Genomic DNA, 20,323 nt, shown 5'->3' on the forward strand with positions numbered 1-20,323 from the left:
GGTCATACCAATATCCCTACCTTTTGCTCGAACAGCGAGCAGAGCAAACCGCCGGCAGGCAAGCTGGCGATTTGCTGTAAAACGGCCGATGCTATTCCTCATCCCATTTGCGGGAATAACCTTTTTTAATCGCCCAAAAGATAGGGTAGATGATGATGGCTGAGATGATAACAGCCCAAAATATCGTGGTTCCCATGCCCATAAAGGCAATGCTCCTTTCAAAAAAACGTTAGCTTATACTATACAGGAAAATGATTATTTTGTATAATATCTCGATCTGCGATATTACAAGGAATTGATTCTACATAAAGAGGTGTTGAAATGGCAGCAGAAATCATAAATGTATCAACCGAAGAGCAGTTGCAGCAAGCGCTGGATATCCGGAAGGATGTTTTCGTGCTTGAACAGAAGGTTCCGATTGACCTGGAGATTGATGATTACGATCGTCTGGACTCCGATGCACATCATGTCCTGATCAAGTCGGAGGGACAGTACGCGGCAACTGGACGTATCACCTATTACAATAAGGACTCCGCCAAAATGCAGCGCATTGCGGTACGTAAGCCATTCCGATCCAAAGGGATAGGGCGTGTGCTGATGATGGCACTGGAAACGCAGGCGCGTGAATTGAAACTGCAGTATTCCGTGCTGGATGCGCAGGTGCAGGCGGAGGCGTTTTATCGCAAGCTGGGGTATGAGACGATTTCGGACGAGCCGTTTGATGATGCTGGCATTCCCCATGTTCGTATGAAAAAGGAACTGTAGGCATCTTCTTAACTATAAGGTGGCTGATGATCCCATCGTTCTAAAAAGGAAAGACCTCGAGTATCGATTCGAGGTCTTTTTAGGCATGAATTAAAAGTTTGGCATATTATCCAGGTTGTTGCTGGGATCGCCATCCGCATTGGAACGAAGATGTTCATCTCCGTCACGTCCACGGAATACGTTCACGTTTTTGATTTCTTTATTCTTGGCCATCTGTTGTGCAGTCTTGTAGTCCACGACACTACCGTTATCCAGCTTCAGTTCGATGATGTCGCCGTCGCCATTTTTACGGACGCCTACGATTTCTTGTTGTGTATTATCCATATAGATCGCCTCCCGGAATTAGTGTTCCCGGGAACCCTCATAAACTATTCATCTATATTGAACTACAATTCGTATACCCGCTGCTGCTCCACAAATTCCATGATTCCGGTCTTGCCAATGAAAGCTTCGACCTCATCACTGTAATGCATGAGATAGGTGCGTTCCTGAATTTCTTCAGGAAGGCTGAGCAGCTCATCCAGTGTCGTATGAACCTCGCCGGGGCCTTGCAGCTGACATTCATGCAGAATCACTTCACAATCCCGCTCATTCACCAGTTGATTGAGCAGGATCGGATCGAATACCATGTCAGCACTGTAAAATATTCGATCATTCAGATAAAGCGAATAGCTGTCCTTGCCGGGAATATGCTGCGTATGAATCAGCTCTACCGAGATGCCTGATGAAATATGGGCCTTCACTCCCGGTTTCAGAGGGTGTACGTCAAATACATCATGCAGGGAGGAGATATGTCCCTGTTGATATAATCCGCCTTTGAGTGAATGTTCCCATATCGGTTCCACCAGCGATTCAGCAATGTAAAGCGGGAGTTTGCGGTTGTATTTCATTTTCATCATAAAGGCAAGCTCTTCGAGTCCGCCCACATGGTCGGCATGAATGTGTGTGATAAGCACGGCATCGATATCGTTAAATGTCTTATTCAGCTGATGTAGTGCCATTGGAGCGGTGATGCCGCAGTCGATCATAAGTGTGAAATTCCCGTCATGTACCAGTGCGTTATTGTTATAGTAGTTCTTGGCAAACGCACTGCCGGTGCCAAGCATTTGTAATGTCAGTGTCAATGGATGAAACCTCCTGATGATATGATATGTAGTCCAGTATGCTAATGTATATTTTAACGAATTCCACGTTGATTTACACGGATTATATGATCGAATCGGCCCTGAAATGCAGTATAATTCGCGATAGGCACAAACCTTACTGCATGAGGAAAAAATTTTACCACAAAGTGCAAAATTGTCCGCAACTTGTTTTTTGACATGTAGTATACACATATAACAACAAGATGAGCCAATGGAGGGAAATGATTATTATGAAATGGAAAAAAGTGATGGCATGTATGCTAGTGCTCTCTTTAATGGGTGGCAGCACCCTTTTGTTTGCAGATTCCGTCAATGAGCGTGTCCGTGTCTGGCTGAACGGTCATGAATTGAAGGATGGCGGATATTTAATTGATGGCAAAACCTATGTGCCGGTTCGGGAATTTGACGGGGCCGTGGATTGGAATCCCGCGAATGGACAAGTTCAAGTCATCAAGCCGAACGTGCATATATTTCTGTTTAAAGGAGATACTGTATTCGGCAACGTGAACAAGGGTAAGCTGAAATTCAATGTTTTTAGCCAGGTGGACAGCTTAAACAACGATATTCATTCAGTGAAAGTAGCGATTGAGGATCCTTCGGGCAATATCAAGGATATTCAGTCCCAGGAAGTGAAGGATCGCAAGGATAACTTCTGGTTCCGAACCTATGATTTCACGTACGATTTTAAAACGGCGGGCAAATACTCGGTAGGTTTTTATGTAAAAGTCAAACCGGATGACGGTTTTGTGAAAGTTGCGGAAAAAGTGATTACTGCCCTAAATTGATGGGCCCTAAGGCGATTGGCAGAAATTGACCTGGAGAAGCTATCCGTGATACGATACGAAAGTATGATAATTTAACCGAAGTGAGGTTTTTTCAATGAGTGAACACAAACATGAACACGGAGATGCTTGCGGCTGCGGTCACGATCATGACCACGACCACGAACATGAAGAGTTTGTGCTGACATTGACGGATGAAGAAGGAAAAGAAGTAGAGATGGTTCTTGTGGAGACATTTGATGTCGGCGAGAAACTCTATGCGCTTTTGCTTGAACGCGAAAATCCGGAAGCGGACGGCGTCATTCTACGTATGGAAGAAGAGAACGAGGAAATGGTTCTTTACAATATTGAGGACGAAGAAGAATGGAATGAAGTAGAGGCGGTTTACAACGAACTGGTCGCTGCTGCAAACCAGGAATAAGACTCCTAAGCAATAAACCCGGTGCGAACCTCTCGCACCGGGTTTATTGTATTTACAGCTGCCATTTTAGAATATAGGATCCGTTTCCACGATGACTTTAACATTTTGGATACTGCGGTCCTCAGGACCTTTCACCGGAAGGCCTACCTCGACATGATCGATAATGTAATCGATGTTTTCCTGGGAAATCACTTCGCCCGGAAGCAGAATCGGAATGCCTGGCGGGTAGACATAGATGAATTCGGCAATAATGCGTCCTGCCGATTCCTTGAAAGGTACAACCTCTGTATCCCCGTAAAACGCATCGCGAGGGATAAGCGACAACTGCGGAATTTCTGGTGTTTTCACAACCAACTCGTTAATCTCATTCACATGCATGTACTGATTCGAAAGCTCGCGGAGCGCTGTCAGCAAAATATCGATGGCCTCCTGATTGTCTCCAGGTGTAATGAGGCACAGAATATTGTACATATCACTGAGCTCAACTTCAATATTGTAGTGATCCCGCAGCCAGTTCTCGGTTTCATATCCTGTAATGCCGAGATGGCGTACATGGATCGTCAATTTGGTCGGATCATAGGAGTATGTTGCTTCTCCGCCTAATATTTCTTCACCGAAGCTGTACAAACCTTCGATTTTATTGACTTCCTGACGTGCATATTGCGCCAATTCAATCGTCCTTGCTGCCATTTCTCGTCCATGCAGCGCCAGACTGCGGCGTGAAGTATCAAGCGATGCCAGCAGGATGTAGGAGGTGGAGGTTGTGGTCAGCATGCTGATGATCGTCTGTACGCGATAAGGATTGATGTATCCGTTCTTGGTATTCACGTTCAGTACGGAGCTCTGCGTCATCGAGCCGCCGAGTTTGTGCACGCTGGTCGCAGCCATATCGGCCCCGGCTTCCATTGCCGACATCGGAAGATCTTCATGAAAATGGATCAATACGCCGTGCGCCTCATCCACGAGAACGGGTACGTTGTAGCTGTGAGCCAAATCCACGATTTCTTTCAGATTGGCGCTTACGCCGAAGTATGTCGGGTTAATGACCAATACGGCTTTGGCGTCAGGGTGACGTTTTAATGCTTTCCGGACCGAGCTGATGGTGATGCCGTGATCGATGCCCACATTGGCATCCTGGGCAGGCGATACGAATACAGGCTTGGCCCCGGTAAAAATGATGGCGGAAAGCACGGATTTATGGACATTGCGCGGTACGATGATTTTATCGCCAGGCGAACATACCGACATGATCATAGTCATGATCGCTCCACTTGTTCCTTGGACACTGAAGTAGGTGTGATCGGCACCGAATGCATCGGCGGCCAGCTTTTGGGCTTCCTCGATGACGCCTGTAGGTTGATGTAAATCATCCAGCGGCGCAATATTGATCAAATCTATAGAAAAGGCGTTATCCCCTATAAATTCCCTGAATTCGGCATCGGTGCCGAGGCCCTTCTTATGTCCCGGAATGTGAAATTGCACGGGGTTTTTGGCCGCATGTTCTTTAAGTGCGGTGAAGAGCGGTGTACGACTGTGGTCCATGGACGTTGTCACAACCTTTCCCTATGTTTATTTTCTTATGATTTGTTGATTTCTGTTTTTATATAAACAAAATTGAGTATAGCAAAATAGGGGGGGAATGCAAGGAGAATGAACGTCTTTTTTTGCTTCGTCCAGCAACGCTTCAAACTTTAGACATATTAATGGAGGAGCAACAAGATCTTCATCGTTCCTTCATTAAAATATCATCCATAAGAAAAACGTCTATCGACGTACTTTTTCGGAAGACAGACCGCGGTTAAAGGAAGTTTTTCTTGCGATTATAGAATTGTTCAGCTTCGCTGAAAATTTATAAATTCTATAATCTTAAAAAAAGAGCTGCACCAGCAGCCCTTTTCATCAACATATCTTGCTCATTAAAACGCCATTTTATAAAGCGGCAGCAGCGACTCAAACGTCTCCTGCACCTTTTGCACCAGCTCGTCCCCTTCAAGCTTGACGGCTTCCTCGCGCGGGATGCGCAGTCCGCACATGACTTCAGCCTTTTTCACCTGCTTCAGCTTCTCAATCAGACGCGTGAAATCCTCCTCGCTCATATCCTGATGAGGGGTGCCGGACGGGTTCATGTGATCCATGGACCAGTAGAAATTTTTGGGCAGCGCCTTTGCTGTTTTCTTCAGCTTGGCTTCCAGGTTGCTGGCAAACACGGTCTTATTGGGACTTTCGTAAATAATCGCGAAGATGACAAACAGATGGGTTCCGAACATGCCTACCTCAAAATGAGGCAGTGCTTTGTACCCGCGTTTGCTGGCAGCCCAAGCGACCCAAGTGTCAATGGGAGGATTGACAGTGCGTCTTGCATGCTTGGCGACATGCACAAACATCTCTTCCCCAGCCAAGACGGATACATAGGGGGCGAGCTCAGCCCCTAGCGCCTCCAGCTTGGGTCTTACCCGTTCAATGAGAACCTCCATACGGGCTTCAAGCCCGGGAACGGAGAATACGTCGAAATCTTGATCTGTAAATCCGGTAACCGTCATGGATGTGATGGCCTCCCTGTTGTAGATGTTATCGTTACTAAACTCGGTTTTTAGATAACTTATTATAACATAAGGCGAATGGACATCACGCATTACCCAGAAAAGCTTCACCGTATGTTCATGTGGGCTAAAAATAGTCAATAAACCAAGTTACCGTTACATAAGATGGAGTATAAGATATAGATAAGACAACATCAAAAGCAGCCATGGGGGAAATCTTCACCGCCGTTTAATGATCGGTAGTAAACCGGAGGAGGGAGTGCCGTGAATAAGAGCGAGGAAGTGGAGTATTGCAACCTGGAGCTCCGGTTTGATCGCCGGCATATCCAGGACCTAATCAAGGAATTGATCCAGGAAGGATATTCGCTTTATTGGAGCGAGAATGATACGCAGTTTGTCATTTCAATCCGAACAGGTCGCAAGCTGGTAAAGCTGCGGTTTCAACGAACAGGAAGCGGTTTTAAACTAGTAGGCGATTATATGATCCGTGATCCCAAACTCGCGGAATGGATGGAGAAATTGATCGAAAATACCCGTGGCCATGCTGTCGTGAAACGTTTCAAGGACCGGCAAATATTGATCGAGAATATTTTGTTCGGTGAGGTCATAAGGCTTGTGGAAATATCCGGTTACCGGCAGCGGGTGCTGTTTCAGAAGGGGACGCCGATGACGGAGCAGGAAATGCTGCGGTTGTTTGAATCGGATGTAGGGGAACAGCGATTGCTGCTGTCCAGACTGGAAACCGACGATGAGCTTGAGAAGCTCCATGCGGCACTGCAAGAGGGGAACGAAGACAAAATTTTGGCTTGCAAGCAAAGACTCCGTGAGCTTTCCTTGGAGCTGATGAGGCTGGAGTGGTAACTACTTCTATCCGGATACAAGTTTAAAGCACGAACAACACTCCGAAACAGAAGGGGTGTTTTCGCGCGTGTTCTGATTTTGTGACAGGGGTTCACTTGTCAAATGAAAAACGTTAATATAAGATTATTGCAAATCATCTCGGATAGGGATGGGTTGTTTAAAAATATATTGGAGCAAAGGATGGAGAACCAGATGTCAAAACAACAAATCGGTGTGATTGGCCTTGCTGTAATGGGAAAAAACCTGGCCCTGAACATCGAAAGCAAAGGCTTCACCGTTTCTGTATATAACCGCTCTCCGCAAAAAACGGAAGACATGCTGAAGGAAACCGAAGGCAAGCAAGTGAAGGGGACATTCTCGATCGAAGAATTCGTGGACTCCCTTGAGACACCTCGTAAAATCCTGATCATGGTACAAGCCGGACAAGCTACCGATGCTACGATTGAACAGCTGATTCCACATTTGGACAAAGGCGATATCATCATTGATGGCGGTAACGCATATTTCCCTGATACACAGCGTCGCAGCAAAGAACTGGCTGAAAAAGGCTTTAACTTTATCGGTGCTGGGGTTTCCGGCGGCGAAGAAGGCGCATTGAAAGGCCCATCGATCATGCCTGGCGGACAAGAAAGTGCTTACAAGCTGGTTGAGCCTATTTTGACAGCCATTTCCGCTAAAGTTAACGAAGAGCCTTGCTGTACATATATCGGACCAGACGGTGCTGGCCATTATGTAAAAATGGTTCACAACGGTATCGAGTATGGCGATATGCAGCTTATTTGCGAAGCTTACCAATTGCTGAAGGACGTACTTGGCCTTGATGCGAAGGATCTGCACGGAATCTTCACAGAGTGGAACCAAGGTGAACTCGATAGTTACCTGATCGAGATTACGGCTGACATTTTCTCCAAATATGACGAAGAAACCGGCAAGCCGATGGTGGACGTGATTCTGGATACGGCGGGTCAAAAAGGAACAGGTAAATGGACAAGCCAAAGCTCCCTGGATCTGGGTGTGCCGCTGTCCATGATCACCGAATCCGTATTCTCCCGTTTCCTGTCCGCGATGAAAGAAGAGCGTGTGGCAGCAAGCAAAATCCTGAATGGTCCTAAAGCAGCTGCATTTGACGGCGACAAAGCCGAGTTCATTGAAAATGTGCGCAAAGCGCTGTTTGCAAGCAAAATCGTATCCTACGCTCAAGGCTTTGCACAGCTTCGCGTGGCATCCGATGAGTACGGCTGGAACCTGCAATACGGCAACCTCGCTAAAATTTGGCGCGGCGGCTGCATTATCCGTTCCCGTTTCTTGCAGAACATCACGGATGCATATGAGAACAATCCTGAGCTGAAGAACCTGCTGCTGGATCCGTTCTTTACCAATATTATTGAATCCTATCAAGATGCATGGCGTAAGGTTGTTGCTTCCGCAGTATCCTTGGGCATCCCGGTTCCTGGGTTCTCCAGCGCGCTTGCATACTACGATAGCTATCGCACCGCAAACCTGCCAGCGAACCTGCTGCAGGCTCAGCGTGACTACTTTGGAGCTCACACGTTTAAACGTGTGGACAAAGAAGGAACCTTCCACTATAACTGGATGGATTAATTCTGCTCTATCTATGGCAGCATGAATACCATCCTCCCTGGATGAATTAATCCTGCTCTTTTACGGGAGTGTGAATGCCATTCCCCCTGGATGGATCAATTTCACTCTCGGATGTAGGATGAATTCCGTTCGTCGGAGGAGAAGCCGGAGATTCAACCATGCGGGCTTGAGAAGGGGAGTGCGCCTCCGCCAGCTCAGGGAGTCCGTGCATGGCTTCTAAAAGACAGGTGCGGATGTCGTGGTTCTTCGTATGGATGTGGTTTCCGCTTCCGAGCAAGAGAAGCGCGGCTTCGCAATAACTGTTGTAATTTTGCAGCAAACGTGGCTTTGAAAGATCCAGCAGTGCAGGATCCTTCAGAGCCACTTTTTTTTGGACAAAATGAAGCACCCAGGTCACATCTTCGCGGCATAGCGGGTAGGATGGGTCGAGGATCCGGCGGATGCGCTTGGCAGCGGAAGAGAGGCCAGTTGGACGAAAAGACATAATGGATTTCACTCCTTTCTTCTAATCTTGTATTCTTGTAATTAGTATATGACAATAGGGAACCAGATAGACTCGATAAAATTGGAGCATTACTTGGGGTTACTCACGTAACAGCAACCTAACAGTAATTTAGAGAGTTAGGTCCATTGTCGAAAGATTTGGGGCTGTGGTATGATATGAGCAACCTTTACAGTGAAGCAGCAAATGGGGTGTCAAATTGGATAAGATAGGTAAGAACATTATTCTGATCGGGATGATGGGCACGGGCAAGTCAACCGTAGGGCGTCTTCTGGCAGAAACGCTCGGCTACACCCTGATCGATCTGGATGGGGAAATTGAGAGGATGGAAGGCAGAACGATTTCCGAGATGTTTGAAGCGGATGGAGAGCCGTATTTTCGTGAGGCTGAATCTGTCGCACTGCGCACGGTATTGCAACGGAAAGGCATTGTTGTAGCGTCCGGCGGAGGGGCTGTGCTTCGTTCCGAGAATTGTGACCAGATGAAACGTGATGGCTGGGTCGTCGCTCTAACAGCGGATGCTGCTAGCATCGTCGAACGGGTACGGGGTGATGCCAATCGGCCGCTGCTTGCGGGTGATGTCGAAGAAAGAGTTCGGCGTATCCTGGATGAACGAAAGGACAAATACCTGTTTGCGGATGTCATAGTGGATACGGTTGGCCGATCTGCAGGGGAAGTGGCGACTGACATTTTAACGCATTACCGCGGCTAAGATGGTCAGCGAACGGGTTTGGCGTGATGATTTTGAATCAGTCTCTATGGGTGAATCTGGGGATCGCATTCGGATTGGAATAAGCAAAAAAAGGCGGGGATAACGATCATCCCTCACCTTTCATAGCTGGTTTATTCTTCATCGTCATGCCACTGAAGCATGCCGCCCTTCATATTGATTATATTAGTCAAGCCTTGGTGATTCAAAAATTCGCATACGTGTTGACTGCGTCCGCCGCTGCGGCAGATGAAGACAACCTCTTGATCGCGTGGAATTTCGTCCAGGCGATTCGGGATCTCGCCCATCGGAATATGCTTGGCACCGCTGATCATGCCGGCGGCAACTTCCTCATCCTCCCGGACATCAATCATGTATACATTTTCGCCGTTTTGAAGCCGGCTTCTAAGCTCCGTTGTTTCCATTTGAGGGATCGGTTTCATCATATAGACCTCTTTTCTGATAATAAATGATTAAGATCGTAACGATCTGTATTTCCAGTTCACATGAACTATGATAACCAAGCGGTTCTTTCCCTGTCAATTTATCCTAAGGGAGATTTCAAGGTTGGTTTATCGTAACATAATATATACAAGGAGAGATACATACGATGGATGTAATCGTCAAGCCTACGCCTATACTAAACGGAGAGATTGGAGCGTTATCCTCCAAGAACTATACAACCCGTTACCTGCTGGTGGCTGCACTTGCGGAAGGAACAAGCACGATCTATTACCCAGCTCATAGCGAGGATAGCGATGCCATGAGACGCTGTATCCGGGATCTCGGAGCCGTGATCGAGGAGGACGAGGAGAAGGCGGTTATTACGGGCTTTGGCAAATCGCCCCGGGATGTGAAGGAGCTGAATGTCGGTAATGCCGGTGCTGTATTGCGTTTCCTGATGGGCGTTACGGCATTATCTAAAGAGGTTACTTTCGTCAATACCTATCCGGATTCACTGGGCAAACGTCCTCACGATGATCTCATTGAGACGCTTGGTCAATTGGGTGTGGAAGTGGAGCATAACGAAGGCAAACTGCCGATCACGATTCGTGGCGGTCAACCTAAGGGCGGAAAGCTCACTGTTTCTGGCGAAGTGAGTTCGCAGTACTTAAGCGCACTGCTGTTCTTAACGCCACTGCTTGCTGAAGACAGCGAGATTACCGTTACCGGAGATTTGAAATCCAAGGTCGTTATCGGTCAGACCCTGGAAGTGCTGGAGCAGGCGGGCATTACCATTCACGCAGCGGATGATTATACATTCTTCCGGGTTCCTGGCGGTCAATCCTATGAAGCGAAGACCTATACGGTTCAAGGTGATTATCCGGGCTCTGCTGCTGTCCTGGCGGCGGCTGCGGTTACGCAGTCGGATGTAACCATCCGCAATCTGTCAGAGGACAGCAAGCAGGGAGAGCGGGCCATTATTGACGTCCTCCGGATGATGGAGGTTCCGCTCACACACGAGAACGGAAATGTCCATGTACAGGGCAATCGTACCCTGAAAGCATTGGAATTTGACGGAGATGCAGCGACGGATGCGGTGCTTGCTATGGTAGCGGCAGCTGTGTTTGCGGAAGGGACCTCCCGATTCTACAATGTGGAGAATCTCCGCTATAAGGAATGCGACCGGATTACGGATTATTTGAACGAATTGCGGAAAGCCGGAGCCAACGTTGAGGAACGCCAGGCAGAGATCATCGTTCACGGCCGTCCTGAAGGCGTCGAAGGTGGCGTTGAGATCAATGCCCATTATGATCATCGGGTGATCATGGCTCTGACGGTGGTCGGGCTTCGCGCACATCAGCCGATCCGGATTAAGGACGCGCATCATGTGGCCAAGTCGTACCCGCAATATTTTGATCACATGAAGGCGCTTGGAGCCAACGTGGAATGGGTAAAATAAAGAAATAGCCAAGCAGCTCGTCTATTACGAATGGAGAGGTGGTCATGAAGCATGGCATTTGAAAATCCTACGCGTGAAGAAATCGCGGATATTTTGCGAAACGCAGGCAATATTGCTGTTGTCGGTCTGTCTGATCGGCCGGATCGTACATCCCATATGGTTTCTGCTGCGATGCAAAAGCGCGGGTACCGGATTATCCCGGTTAACCCTGGTGCAACAGAAATACTCGGGGAGAAAAGTTATCCATCCCTGAAGGACATTCCGGAGCCGATCCATATCGTTAATGTATTTAGACGCAGTGAATACTGTGCCGATGTGGCGCGGGAAGCTGCCGAGATTGGCGCCAAGGTGCTCTGGTTGCAGCAGGGAATTATCAGTGAAGAGGCGGCGGCCATCGCGGAGAAGAGCGACATGATCGCCATCATGGACCGCTGCATTAAGGTGGAGGATTCCATCGCTTTGGGCGGGCGTTAAGGTTTAAATGGTGAATTGGAAGTATGGGCAAGCCTTATGTTGAAGCAGCCATGGCAGACTGGACACGATCCGTCTTGCCGAGGTATTGCTTGTGAGGCTTGCTTTTCTTTGTGGCATTTGCCCTGATTTCTTTTTGACAAAAACAGGCGCAGCGCTTACCATCAAGGATAGAAAGGAGGGCTCGCCTTGAATTGGTTGGGATCATTACAACAGCTGGGCAGAGCAGTTATGCTCCCTACAATGGCGCTTCCAGCGGCAGCTCTCCTGCTTAGCGTGGGAAGTCTGCCATGGTCGGCGTGGGGCTTCGGAACCTTGGGCGAGATTGCTCAGGCTGCGGGGCACGGCGTGTTTTATTACATGCCGTATTTATTTGCCATTGGTGTCGCGTGGGGACTTTCGAATCAGGGAGGACCCGCAGGGCTTGCCGCTCTGGCTGGCATGTTCATCTATGATCAGGTTATATCCCGTCTGGGAGACGGGAGTGTACAGCCCTCGACTTTGATTGGTATTATTTTTGGGGTAATGTCCGGTTACGTTTACAACCGGTTCAAACATATTAAGCTTCCCGAAGCGATACAGTTTTTTGGAGGCTCCCGATTTGTACTTTTATTCATGGGACTGTTCTCCACGATATTTGCATGGGTCATGCTGGGGATGGCCCCCATTGTACAGCGCGGATTAGATGTTTTTTATGATCTGACCGTACATATGGGGGCGTTCGGATTATTCCTTTACGGAATTTTGTACAGGGTGCTGACGGCATTCGGTCTGCATCACTTGTTGAATAACGTGTATTGGTTTCAGTTGGGATCGTACGAGACGGAAGACGGAACCGTCGTTCAAGGGGATCTGCCCAGATTCTTTGCGGGTGATCCAACAGCAGGCGACTTCATGGCCGGGTTATTCCCGATTATGATGTTTGCTCTGCCGGCGATTGCATTTGCCATTATTCAAGAAGCACGTGAAGATTTGAAGCCAAAGGTAAAAAAAACGTTTATGCGGTCCGCGCTTGTCTGTTTTTTGACCGGGGTATCGGAGCAGATTGAATTCGCGTTTTTATTTGCGTCTCCTTATCTGTATGTGCTCCACGCCTTGATGGCCGGGTTCGCGATGGTGCTTACCTATGCATTTGATATTCATCACGGGTTCTCGTACTCGGCGGGATTTATCGATTACGTACTCAATTTTCACTTGTCCAAGAATGCCTGGATCATCATACCGATCGGGGCCGTATACGGCATCGTTTACTATTTTCTGTTCCGTTGGGCCATTCGCACCTTTGAAATCCCGACACCGGGGCGTGAAGAAGGTTCGGCGCTGGAAGGCCGGGCAGGAGACATTCCCTATCAGGCACCGCTTATTCTGGAGGCGCTTGGGGGAAAAGACAACATCGTTCAGGTTCAATCCTGCATGACGCGTCTTCGATTAACCGTATATAATGACCGCCAGATTGATTCTGATGCACTTAAATTGCTCGGTTCAGCTGGTATCATCAAGCTGGGCGGCGGTAACGTTCAGGTGGTGTTCGGGACGTATTCCGAGCTCATCCGCGAAGAGATAAATAAGCTGATGCAGCAGGATTTGCCGCGCGTTCTGTTCAGCGCGCCCGTACAGGGACGCATGCTTCCTATTGACGAAGTGCCGGATGATATTTTTGCCGCCAAGCTTGTCGGTAACGGCGTGGCGTTCATTCCGGAAAAAGGAGAACTTGTATCTCCGGTATACGGCACCGTGATGCATGTCTATCCGACGATGCATGCCATTGGCATTTCAACGCCGGATGGACTCGAGGTATTGATTCATATCGGGATCGATACCTCTCAACTGAAAGGGCCGTTTTCAGCTGTGGTAAGCGAAGGGGATACCGTTGAGCCGGGGCAATTGCTGGTCAAGTTCGATCTGGCTTATTTAAAGACACATGCCGCATCACTGGCCACACCTATGGTGATCACGAATCCCGATAAAGTAAGATCTTGGAGCTTTGCTCCATTCAAGTCCGTTAAGAGAGGACAGTCATCTGTCATGTCCGTCGTATTAAATGAGAGTAATGCTGGGGGTAGAGAATCATGATACAAGGCATTGGCGCAGCAACAGGCGTAGCGATTGGTAAGGCTTTCGTACTGCCGCACTGGGAGCTGGACCTTCCAGATTCCGAAATGGATGCTGTCGATTTAGCCAAAGAGTTCGAGCGCTTATATGAAGGCATACGAACCTCCAAGAATGAAATTGAATATATCAAGAACGAATTCAAGGAAATGGTGGGACACGAGGAGTCGCAGATCTTTGATGCGCATCTGGCCATACTGGAGGATCCCGTGTTCATGAACGAAATTCAAGGGATCATCGAGCGCCAGTACAAGGCTGCCGAGGTGGCGGTTAAAGAGGCGATCGATCATTTCGTATCCATGTTCGATTTGCTGGACGACGAGTATATGAAGGAGCGGGCGCTGGATATTAAGGATGTTGGCAATCGGCTGCTCAAGCATCTTCTCGGTGCTCCGGAAGTCAAACTTCCGGCTGATACGCAGCCTTATATTTTGGTTGCGAAGGAGCTCTCTCCGTCTCAGCTCGTGCACCTTAACCCTTCCCACGTTCTTGGCATTGTGACGATGACGGGTGGCAAGACCTCTCATTCGGCGATTATGGCCCGCGCTCTTGGCATACCGCTCGTATCCGGGATTGAGAACAAGCTGGATCATCCGATCCAGACCGGACAGCATTTAGTTGTGGATGGAGATGAAGGCTTGCTGTATTTGGAGCCTGACACGCTGATCGTGGAGCGTTATGAAGGAATCCGAGAGCAACAACGGAAAAAGAAAGAGCAGTTGCAACTCCTGGCAACGGTTGATGCGGTTACGAAGGATGGAACATACTTTAATCTGGCCGCGAATATGAACTCCATAAAAGAAATGGAGATTGCGCTCAAGAACGGCGCGCAGGGAGTTGGATTGTTCCGGACGGAATTCTTATATATGGATCGCCACAACTTTCCTTCGGAAGAAGAGCAGTTTGAAGTGTATAAGCTGGTTGCCGAGAACGCAGGTCAGGCTTCGGTCGTGATCCGTACGCTGGACATTGGCGGCGATAAGCAGCTTGATTATTTCGGGCTGCCGGAAGAAGAGAACCCCTTCTTGGGGTATCGCGCCATTCGTATCAGTCTGGATCGCACAGAGCCGTTCCAGACCCAGCTGTCTGCTATTCTGAGGGCCAGCGCTTTCGGTAACGTCAAAATCATGTATCCGATGATATCCTCGGTAGAGGAAGTCAGGCAGGCTAATGCCGTGCTGCGGCGTGCGATGGCCGATTTGGACCAACGCGGCATAGCGTACGATCCGAACATTAAGGTTGGCATTATGATTGAGGTACCGGCAGCAGTCACCATTTCGGATTTGTTGGCAGAGGAGACTGATTTCTTTAGCATCGGGACCAATGATCTGGTTCAGTATGTGCTGGCGGTGGATCGCATGAATGAGCAGATTGCACACATGTACCATCCGTTTCATCCAGCGGTTTTGCGCATGCTACGGACGACGGTGGAGGCTGCGCATGAGGCAGGCATACCGGTCAGCGTGTGTGGAGAAATGGCAGGGGACGAGCGGGCGATTCCAATATGGCTGGAGCTTGGCGTTAAGGATCTAAGCATGTCTCCGCAATCCTTGCTTCGCGTGAAGCATCGCATCTTGAATACCAATGCGGCAGAAGCGAAGGGGGAGGCAGCGGATTGCTTCAAATTGCGTACCAGCGACGCTGTCGAAGAGCGCCTTAGCGCCTTTGCCGAACGCAGCAGTTATCTGAACGGAAAGAATGGTAAGGACAGCACGGCCTCTTAAAAGGCTTCTAGGATAACGTTCCAATTTTTCATGTTTCTTTTTTGAGTGGACAAGCTATATTCATATAAAAAACAGCTGCCTATCTCACCAGGAGCACTTCTTGGTGAAATGAGCGGCTGTTTTTGTGTGGTGCAGGGGAGCTTTAGCCTTGCTGTGCCAGAGCATCGCAAAAGGCTTTGCCGTACGGCGGCAGATCCGGAGGACGGCGGGCGGAAATAATATGGCCATCGGTTACGACCGCTTCATCCTTCCAGATTGCACCGGCATTTTCCATGTCGTCCCGGATTCCCGGTGTGGAAGTCACCGTAATGCCGTCCAGGATTTTGGCAGAGATGAGCACCCATCCGGCGTGGCAGATCTGTCCGATCGGCTTTTTGTCCGCATTCATCTCTTTAACGAGTTGCAGCACTTTATCATAACGGCGCAGCTTGTCCGGCGCCCAGCCGCCCGGAACGAGAATTCCATCATAATCCTCGCTTTTCAGTTCTTCAAAGGAATACTCAGCTTGAGCGGGAACACCATATTTGCCTGTGTAAGTTTTTCCTTTTTCCAATCCGGCGAGATGGACTTCGGCCCCTTCTTCCCGGACTCGGTAAACGGGATACCATAGTTCCAGATCCTCAAATTCTTCGTCTACAAGCGCTATCACTTTTTTTCCAGCCAATCTCATGATCGATTTAGCCCCTTTCTCTGCAGATTGCTTGATATATCCGTAACATGATCGAATAGGTCTCTTAAGACTGTATTCATTGTAACAAATATGGACAGGGGTTTCATAGGAGCGACCAAAGAACAAACATTTGGAAACATATCTGGTAAATAAAGCATTATCACAAAATAGCAGGATTCTCTGGTATGATAGTCGAATAGAACTAGTTCAGGTGACAGATTTGTGACATAGGGCTGTTGGTATTAGATTACGTGATAGGATTTGGGGTGGGCATTTTGTTCAAAACCTGCAACTGCGGACAATGGATGAAGTTGGAATTAAGGAAGCTGATTCATGAAAGAAAGACTCGAATATGTCATGTTCCTGTTTATGCCTGTCAGTCTTGTATGAAGTATGAGCTTCTACCTCTTATTAAACCGGATTTACTTCGCTATCTCGCATCGATTAGCAATGAAACCGGACGAATACGCGTTTCGTTCGCAGATGTTAATGAGTCTGCATACGTACTTCGAGAAGTGTTCCGTACATACGATGATAATTTGTCGGTAGAATGGCAGGCACGCTGCATGGAAGTCTTTGATGAGCGAATTAATATGCTGTTGGATCTATTTCGTTATGCCCAGAGCATGGGCGACGGTGACTGGATGAGACAAATTGAGGGACGTCTTGAGCAATTAAGCACCATCAAATCCCTCATTCCTGAAAATTCGGGCAATTATGCAAGATAATTTTCAGAAAATTTTCGCGGTTGTTGGATTTTTCACGCACTTTTTGTTAGGATAGAGGATAGGAACTTCAATACAATGAAGGGAATGTATATCCTATGGCGACGTTGACGAAAATGACTACTATAGAAGAGTTACGCAACACGATTGAATCTTCCGAGCAGAGGCCCTTGCTGTTGTTCAAACATAGTACCAGATGCCCAATTAGTGCCGGAGCTTATAAGGAAGTGCAAGCTTACCTTGAGGACCAGCCGAACGAGCGGATTGACTATGTATGGATCGATGTCATTGCCGACCGTCCGGTGTCGAATCAGGCTGCGGAAACTCTAAGCATACAGCACGAATCGCCACAAGTTATTCTTGTAAAAGAAGGAGCGCCAGTCTGGCATACATCCCATTCCCATATTACGGCTGAAGCGCTGAAAGCTCAATTGGACGGCATCTAATGCCGTGTCGTTGCACAAAGCAGTAATTTGTCGTATCATAAATTCAATTGGTATTGAACGAATGAAAATCTATTGGCAATGGAGAGAAGGAATTTGACGGTAACCATTTACGATGTTGCGCGCGAAGCAGGCGTTTCCATGGCGACGGTATCACGGGTTGTAAACAATAACCCGAACGTTAAGCCTCAGACCCGGAAAAAAGTATACGAAGCGATTGAACGTTTAGGGTATCGTCCGAATGCGGTAGCCAGAGGTCTGGCCAGCAAGAAGACCACAACCGTCGGCGTTGTGATCCCTGATATTTCGAACTCGATCTTTGCGGAGATTGCCCGTGGTATTGAGGATATTGCTAACATGTACCACTATAATATAATTTTGTGTAATGCCGACAAACGTAAGGAAAAAGAAATCCGCGTTATCAACACCTTGCTTGAGAAGCAAGTGGACGGGCTGTTGTTTATGGGTGGAACGGTGACGGACGAGCATATCCAGGCGTTCCAGACATCGGCTGTGCCGATTGTTCTTTGTGCGACAAGTGATGAGAGAGGTTCTTATCCTTCGGTCGACATTGATCATGAACAAGCTGCGTTTGATGCGGTAAGCACACTGATCCGGCACGGGCATCGTGAGATTGCCATGATCAGCGGAACGCTGCAGGATCCGGCGAACGGTTATGCACGCTTCCAAGGCTACAAGAAGGCACTGGAGACAGCTGGCATTGAGTATCAAGAGGATCTGGTGCGGATTGGTAACTATCGCTATGAGTCCGGCGTGGAAGCGATGAAATACTTCCTGGGGCTTAAGAAGAAACCGACGGCTATTTTTGCTGCTACCGATGAGATGGCAATTGGCGCTATTCATAGCATTCAGGATGAAGGCTATAAAGTGCCGGATGATTTCTCTATTATCAGCGTTGATAATATCCGGATGGCATCAATGGTTCGTCCACAGCTGACAACGGTAGCTCAACCGATGTATGATCTGGGAGCTGTAGCTATGCGTTTGCTTACCAAGCTAATGAAGAAGGAGAATGTGGAGAATCCTCGCGTGATTCTGCCGCATGAAACGATTCTTCGGCTTTCGGTTAGTCATGTGAACGAGTAAGAAGTGTGAATAAAAGCTGTTTAGACATCTATTGATTTGAAGAAAGCTCCTGATTTTAAGGGGCTTTTTTCTGGTGGGATTTATATGTGGTCTTGAATTCAGGAGGGATATCGGTATGACAACACAGGTTATCGGCCTAATCGGGGCCATGGACGAAGAAGTGGAATTGCTGCTCAGTCAACTGGAGAATAAAGAAACAGCAGTCCGTGCAGGAGTTACATATGCTTCAGGAACGATTCATGGCAAGAGAGTCGTTGTATGCAAGAGCGGGGTGGGTAAGGTGAATGCCGCGGTTACCACGCAAATCCTGATTGACACCTATGGCGTTTCTAAAATATTGTTTACCGGCGTAGCGGGTGCGCTGCATCCGGAGCTGAATATTGGCGATATCGTCATCTCTTCCTCCTGCATGCAGCACGATATGGATGTGACTCCGCTCGGCTTTGCGCGCGGTTTGATTCCGTATCAGGAAGTGTCTGATTTTCCTGCGGATCCGTCGTTGATCGAGCTGGCAAAGGAAGCGTGCAAAGAGCAGGCGGTGAATCATTACGTCATCGGGAAGGTTCTGTCCGGCGACCAGTTCATTGCCAGCCGTGAAACGGTACGGACGCTCTACGAGGATCTGAACGGGGCTTGCGCGGAAATGGAAGGTGCTGCTGTTGCCCAGGTGTGTTATATGAACAGCGTGCCATATGTGGTGATCAGATCCATGTCAGATAAGGCTGACGGCTCTGCCCATGTCAACTTCCCTGAGTTTACAGTGAAAGCTTCCAAGCGTTCGCACGAAATCGTGAACTACATGCTGGGCAAACTCTAGTAACAAATTTGAGCAAGCAGTCGGTATGTATATTCAGTTATGCGCCCGCAGATAACAAACTCCCCTGTGGCAAATTCTCGGGGAGTTTGTTTTTTTGTTTATTTTATTGGGTATCGACTTAATACATAAACCGCTGTCTGAAACGGATACGATCGAATTGTTCTTGTGATGAAAGCGGTACGTGCCGCCCGATTCTGACCATAAGACAGTTGGCAGGATGGGAACAGATTTCCGGATCATCGGTTGCGTACCACTCCATATCCACGATTTTCATTAACCGTTCCATCATTTTGCGGTAATCCCATACGTTAAGGCCGCTTCCTTTAAGATCCCAATGCCAGTAGTACTCGGTCGTAAACACGATGTAACGCTCCATCTGTTCTTCTTCAAATGCAGTCTTGATCATCTGCTGCCCAAGTCCCAGAGAACGGTAGTCTTTTGCTACCTCGATGGCACCAAGTTCAATCAAATCTTCCATATTGCCCTCGGACCAGCGTTCCTGCTCATCCGGGTGATGAAATGTTACATATCCAACGATCATATCTTGGTCTCTCGTGATGATGATTCTGCCTTCGGGCAGGCCTGCAATTTCCACCAATGCCTCATGCTGCTCCGCAGGACGACGAAAAGCCTTGAGATCAGGGTGCATGGTTAGCTCGGATAGTTGCTCGGGAGGTACAGGTCCTTCGATGATCAGGCGGCGGTCTTCAGGGAACAAAACATGAGACAGGTATACCTTGCAGTGTTCCATCCGTTACGCTCCTTTCAATTCCATACCCTACTTATAGCAAAAAAATAAAAAAATGAAAAGCAATGACAGGCAAACAAGAGCTATGATATAATCTTTTCGACATAAAATCTTCACATTTATGTTGTACTTAACGATATGTTTCCTTGCGAATTCTAAGGGTTGATGACTCGATGACTGCGACAACGTGACGACCCACCGCAATGTGTAAAATGTATGTTTCATTCAATCATTTTGTAAGCGCTGTCCACTATGAGGAGACCGATTTGAGAATGAGGA

Annotated in this window: 22 protein-coding genes; 14 read left to right on the forward strand and 8 right to left on the reverse strand. The window is 48.1% G+C overall.

Features of this window, described 5'->3' with window-relative positions; translation table 11 throughout:
• Positions 1–321: 321 nt before the first annotated feature.
• Positions 322–765: a GNAT family N-acetyltransferase gene (locus tag NYE54_RS10955; protein ID WP_076320690.1), complete on the forward strand. Its 444-nt coding sequence runs from the start codon at positions 322–324 to the stop codon at positions 763–765.
• Positions 766–855: 90 nt separating this feature from the next.
• Here NYE54_RS10955 and NYE54_RS10960 read toward each other — a convergent pair whose 3' ends face one another.
• The gene (locus NYE54_RS10960; protein WP_339271985.1) at positions 856–1,089 is read right to left on the reverse strand and encodes a DUF3892 domain-containing protein; all 234 of its coding nucleotides are present in this window, start codon (positions 1,087–1,089) and stop codon (positions 856–858) included.
• A gap of 62 nt (positions 1,090–1,151) precedes the next feature.
• A complete protein-coding gene (locus tag NYE54_RS10965) occupies positions 1,152–1,889 on the reverse strand; it encodes an MBL fold metallo-hydrolase (protein WP_339271986.1) in 738 nt (245 codons plus the stop codon).
• 251 nt (positions 1,890–2,140) lie between these two features.
• Here NYE54_RS10965 and NYE54_RS10970 point away from each other — a divergent pair, with 251 nt between their 5' ends.
• Together NYE54_RS10970 and NYE54_RS10975 are read left to right on the forward strand one after the other, a co-directional pair.
• Positions 2,141–2,695, forward strand: a complete 555-nt coding sequence (locus NYE54_RS10970; protein ID WP_076320693.1) for a copper amine oxidase — start codon at positions 2,141–2,143, stop codon at positions 2,693–2,695.
• Between the two features lie 94 nt (positions 2,696–2,789).
• The gene (locus tag NYE54_RS10975; RefSeq protein ID WP_071223049.1) at positions 2,790–3,113 is read left to right on the forward strand and encodes a DUF1292 domain-containing protein; all 324 of its coding nucleotides are present in this window, start codon (positions 2,790–2,792) and stop codon (positions 3,111–3,113) included.
• Positions 3,114–3,179: 66 nt separating this feature from the next.
• Here NYE54_RS10975 and NYE54_RS10980 read toward each other — a convergent pair whose 3' ends face one another.
• A complete protein-coding gene (locus NYE54_RS10980) occupies positions 3,180–4,655 on the reverse strand; it encodes an aminotransferase class I/II-fold pyridoxal phosphate-dependent enzyme (RefSeq protein ID WP_076320694.1) in 1,476 nt (491 codons plus the stop codon).
• Between the two features lie 374 nt (positions 4,656–5,029).
• Positions 5,030–5,653: a DUF1054 domain-containing protein gene (locus NYE54_RS10985; RefSeq protein WP_076320695.1), complete on the reverse strand. Its 624-nt coding sequence runs from the start codon at positions 5,651–5,653 to the stop codon at positions 5,030–5,032.
• Between the two features lie 264 nt (positions 5,654–5,917).
• On the opposite strand from NYE54_RS10985, the gene NYE54_RS10990 reads away from it, so the two are divergent.
• The gene (locus NYE54_RS10990; RefSeq protein WP_076320696.1) at positions 5,918–6,514 is read left to right on the forward strand and encodes a hypothetical protein; all 597 of its coding nucleotides are present in this window, start codon (positions 5,918–5,920) and stop codon (positions 6,512–6,514) included.
• A gap of 192 nt (positions 6,515–6,706) precedes the next feature.
• The gene (gene gndA, locus NYE54_RS10995) at positions 6,707–8,116 is read left to right on the forward strand and encodes an NADP-dependent phosphogluconate dehydrogenase (RefSeq protein WP_202618894.1); all 1,410 of its coding nucleotides are present in this window, start codon (positions 6,707–6,709) and stop codon (positions 8,114–8,116) included.
• 46 nt (positions 8,117–8,162) lie between these two features.
• On the opposite strand, the gene NYE54_RS11000 is transcribed toward gndA, so the two are convergent.
• Positions 8,163–8,600 (reverse strand): hypothetical protein, encoded by a 438-nt coding sequence (locus tag NYE54_RS11000; RefSeq protein WP_339271987.1) that lies wholly within the window; start codon positions 8,598–8,600, stop codon positions 8,163–8,165.
• A 253-nt stretch (positions 8,601–8,853) separates the two neighbouring features.
• Here NYE54_RS11000 and NYE54_RS11005 point away from each other — a divergent pair, with 253 nt between their 5' ends.
• Entirely contained in the window at positions 8,854–9,330 is a 477-nt protein-coding gene (locus tag NYE54_RS11005) for a shikimate kinase (protein WP_339273457.1), read from the forward strand.
• A 131-nt stretch (positions 9,331–9,461) separates the two neighbouring features.
• On the opposite strand, the gene NYE54_RS11010 is transcribed toward NYE54_RS11005, so the two are convergent.
• The gene (locus tag NYE54_RS11010; RefSeq protein ID WP_179090581.1) at positions 9,462–9,770 is read right to left on the reverse strand and encodes a rhodanese-like domain-containing protein; all 309 of its coding nucleotides are present in this window, start codon (positions 9,768–9,770) and stop codon (positions 9,462–9,464) included.
• 167 nt (positions 9,771–9,937) lie between these two features.
• Between NYE54_RS11010 and aroA the strand changes: the two genes are divergently transcribed.
• The 4 genes from aroA to ptsP all read left to right on the forward strand — a co-directional run bounded on the left by aroA (position 9,938) and on the right by ptsP (position 15,534).
• Positions 9,938–11,230 carry a 3-phosphoshikimate 1-carboxyvinyltransferase gene (aroA, locus tag NYE54_RS11015; protein WP_076320698.1) on the forward strand — a complete coding sequence of 431 codons (1,293 nt, stop codon included), beginning with the start codon at positions 9,938–9,940 and terminating at the stop codon, positions 11,228–11,230.
• 51 nt (positions 11,231–11,281) lie between these two features.
• On the forward strand, positions 11,282–11,704 hold the full coding sequence (locus NYE54_RS11020; RefSeq protein ID WP_339271988.1) for a CoA-binding protein: 423 nt from the start codon (positions 11,282–11,284) through the stop codon (positions 11,702–11,704).
• Positions 11,705–11,890: 186 nt separating this feature from the next.
• Positions 11,891–13,774, forward strand: coding sequence for a glucose PTS transporter subunit IIA (locus NYE54_RS11025; RefSeq protein WP_076320700.1), 1,884 nt, complete (start codon positions 11,891–11,893; stop codon positions 13,772–13,774).
• Positions 13,771–15,534, forward strand: coding sequence for a phosphoenolpyruvate--protein phosphotransferase (gene ptsP / locus NYE54_RS11030; RefSeq protein WP_339271989.1), 1,764 nt, complete (start codon positions 13,771–13,773; stop codon positions 15,532–15,534). The genes NYE54_RS11025 and ptsP overlap by 4 nt, the downstream gene beginning before the upstream one ends.
• A gap of 142 nt (positions 15,535–15,676) precedes the next feature.
• On the opposite strand, the gene NYE54_RS11035 is transcribed toward ptsP, so the two are convergent.
• Positions 15,677–16,204 carry a type 1 glutamine amidotransferase domain-containing protein gene (locus tag NYE54_RS11035; RefSeq protein WP_339271990.1) on the reverse strand — a complete coding sequence of 176 codons (528 nt, stop codon included), beginning with the start codon at positions 16,202–16,204 and terminating at the stop codon, positions 15,677–15,679.
• A gap of 566 nt (positions 16,205–16,770) precedes the next feature.
• Here NYE54_RS11035 and NYE54_RS11040 point away from each other — a divergent pair.
• The 4 genes from NYE54_RS11040 (at position 16,771) to NYE54_RS11055 (ending at position 19,296) form a co-directional block, all read left to right on the forward strand.
• Positions 16,771–16,932 (forward strand): hypothetical protein, encoded by a 162-nt coding sequence (locus NYE54_RS11040; RefSeq protein ID WP_339271991.1) that lies wholly within the window; start codon positions 16,771–16,773, stop codon positions 16,930–16,932.
• Positions 16,933–17,027: 95 nt separating this feature from the next.
• On the forward strand, positions 17,028–17,375 hold the full coding sequence (gene ytxJ / locus NYE54_RS11045; RefSeq protein WP_339271992.1) for a bacillithiol system redox-active protein YtxJ: 348 nt from the start codon (positions 17,028–17,030) through the stop codon (positions 17,373–17,375).
• Between the two features lie 93 nt (positions 17,376–17,468).
• Positions 17,469–18,479 carry a catabolite control protein A gene (gene ccpA, locus NYE54_RS11050; protein ID WP_098742808.1) on the forward strand — a complete coding sequence of 337 codons (1,011 nt, stop codon included), beginning with the start codon at positions 17,469–17,471 and terminating at the stop codon, positions 18,477–18,479.
• Positions 18,480–18,594: 115 nt separating this feature from the next.
• Positions 18,595–19,296, forward strand: a complete 702-nt coding sequence (locus tag NYE54_RS11055; RefSeq protein ID WP_339271993.1) for a 5'-methylthioadenosine/adenosylhomocysteine nucleosidase — start codon at positions 18,595–18,597, stop codon at positions 19,294–19,296.
• Between the two features lie 118 nt (positions 19,297–19,414).
• Here NYE54_RS11055 and NYE54_RS11060 read toward each other — a convergent pair whose 3' ends face one another.
• Complete coding sequence (locus NYE54_RS11060) at positions 19,415–20,047, reverse strand: GNAT family N-acetyltransferase (RefSeq protein WP_076320706.1); 633 nt, start codon at positions 20,045–20,047, stop codon at positions 19,415–19,417.
• Positions 20,048–20,323 lie beyond the last annotated feature (276 nt).

It is taken from the genome of Paenibacillus sp. FSL K6-1330 (genome assembly GCF_037976825.1).
Lineage (GTDB): Bacteria > Bacillota > Bacilli > Paenibacillales > Paenibacillaceae > Paenibacillus_AQ.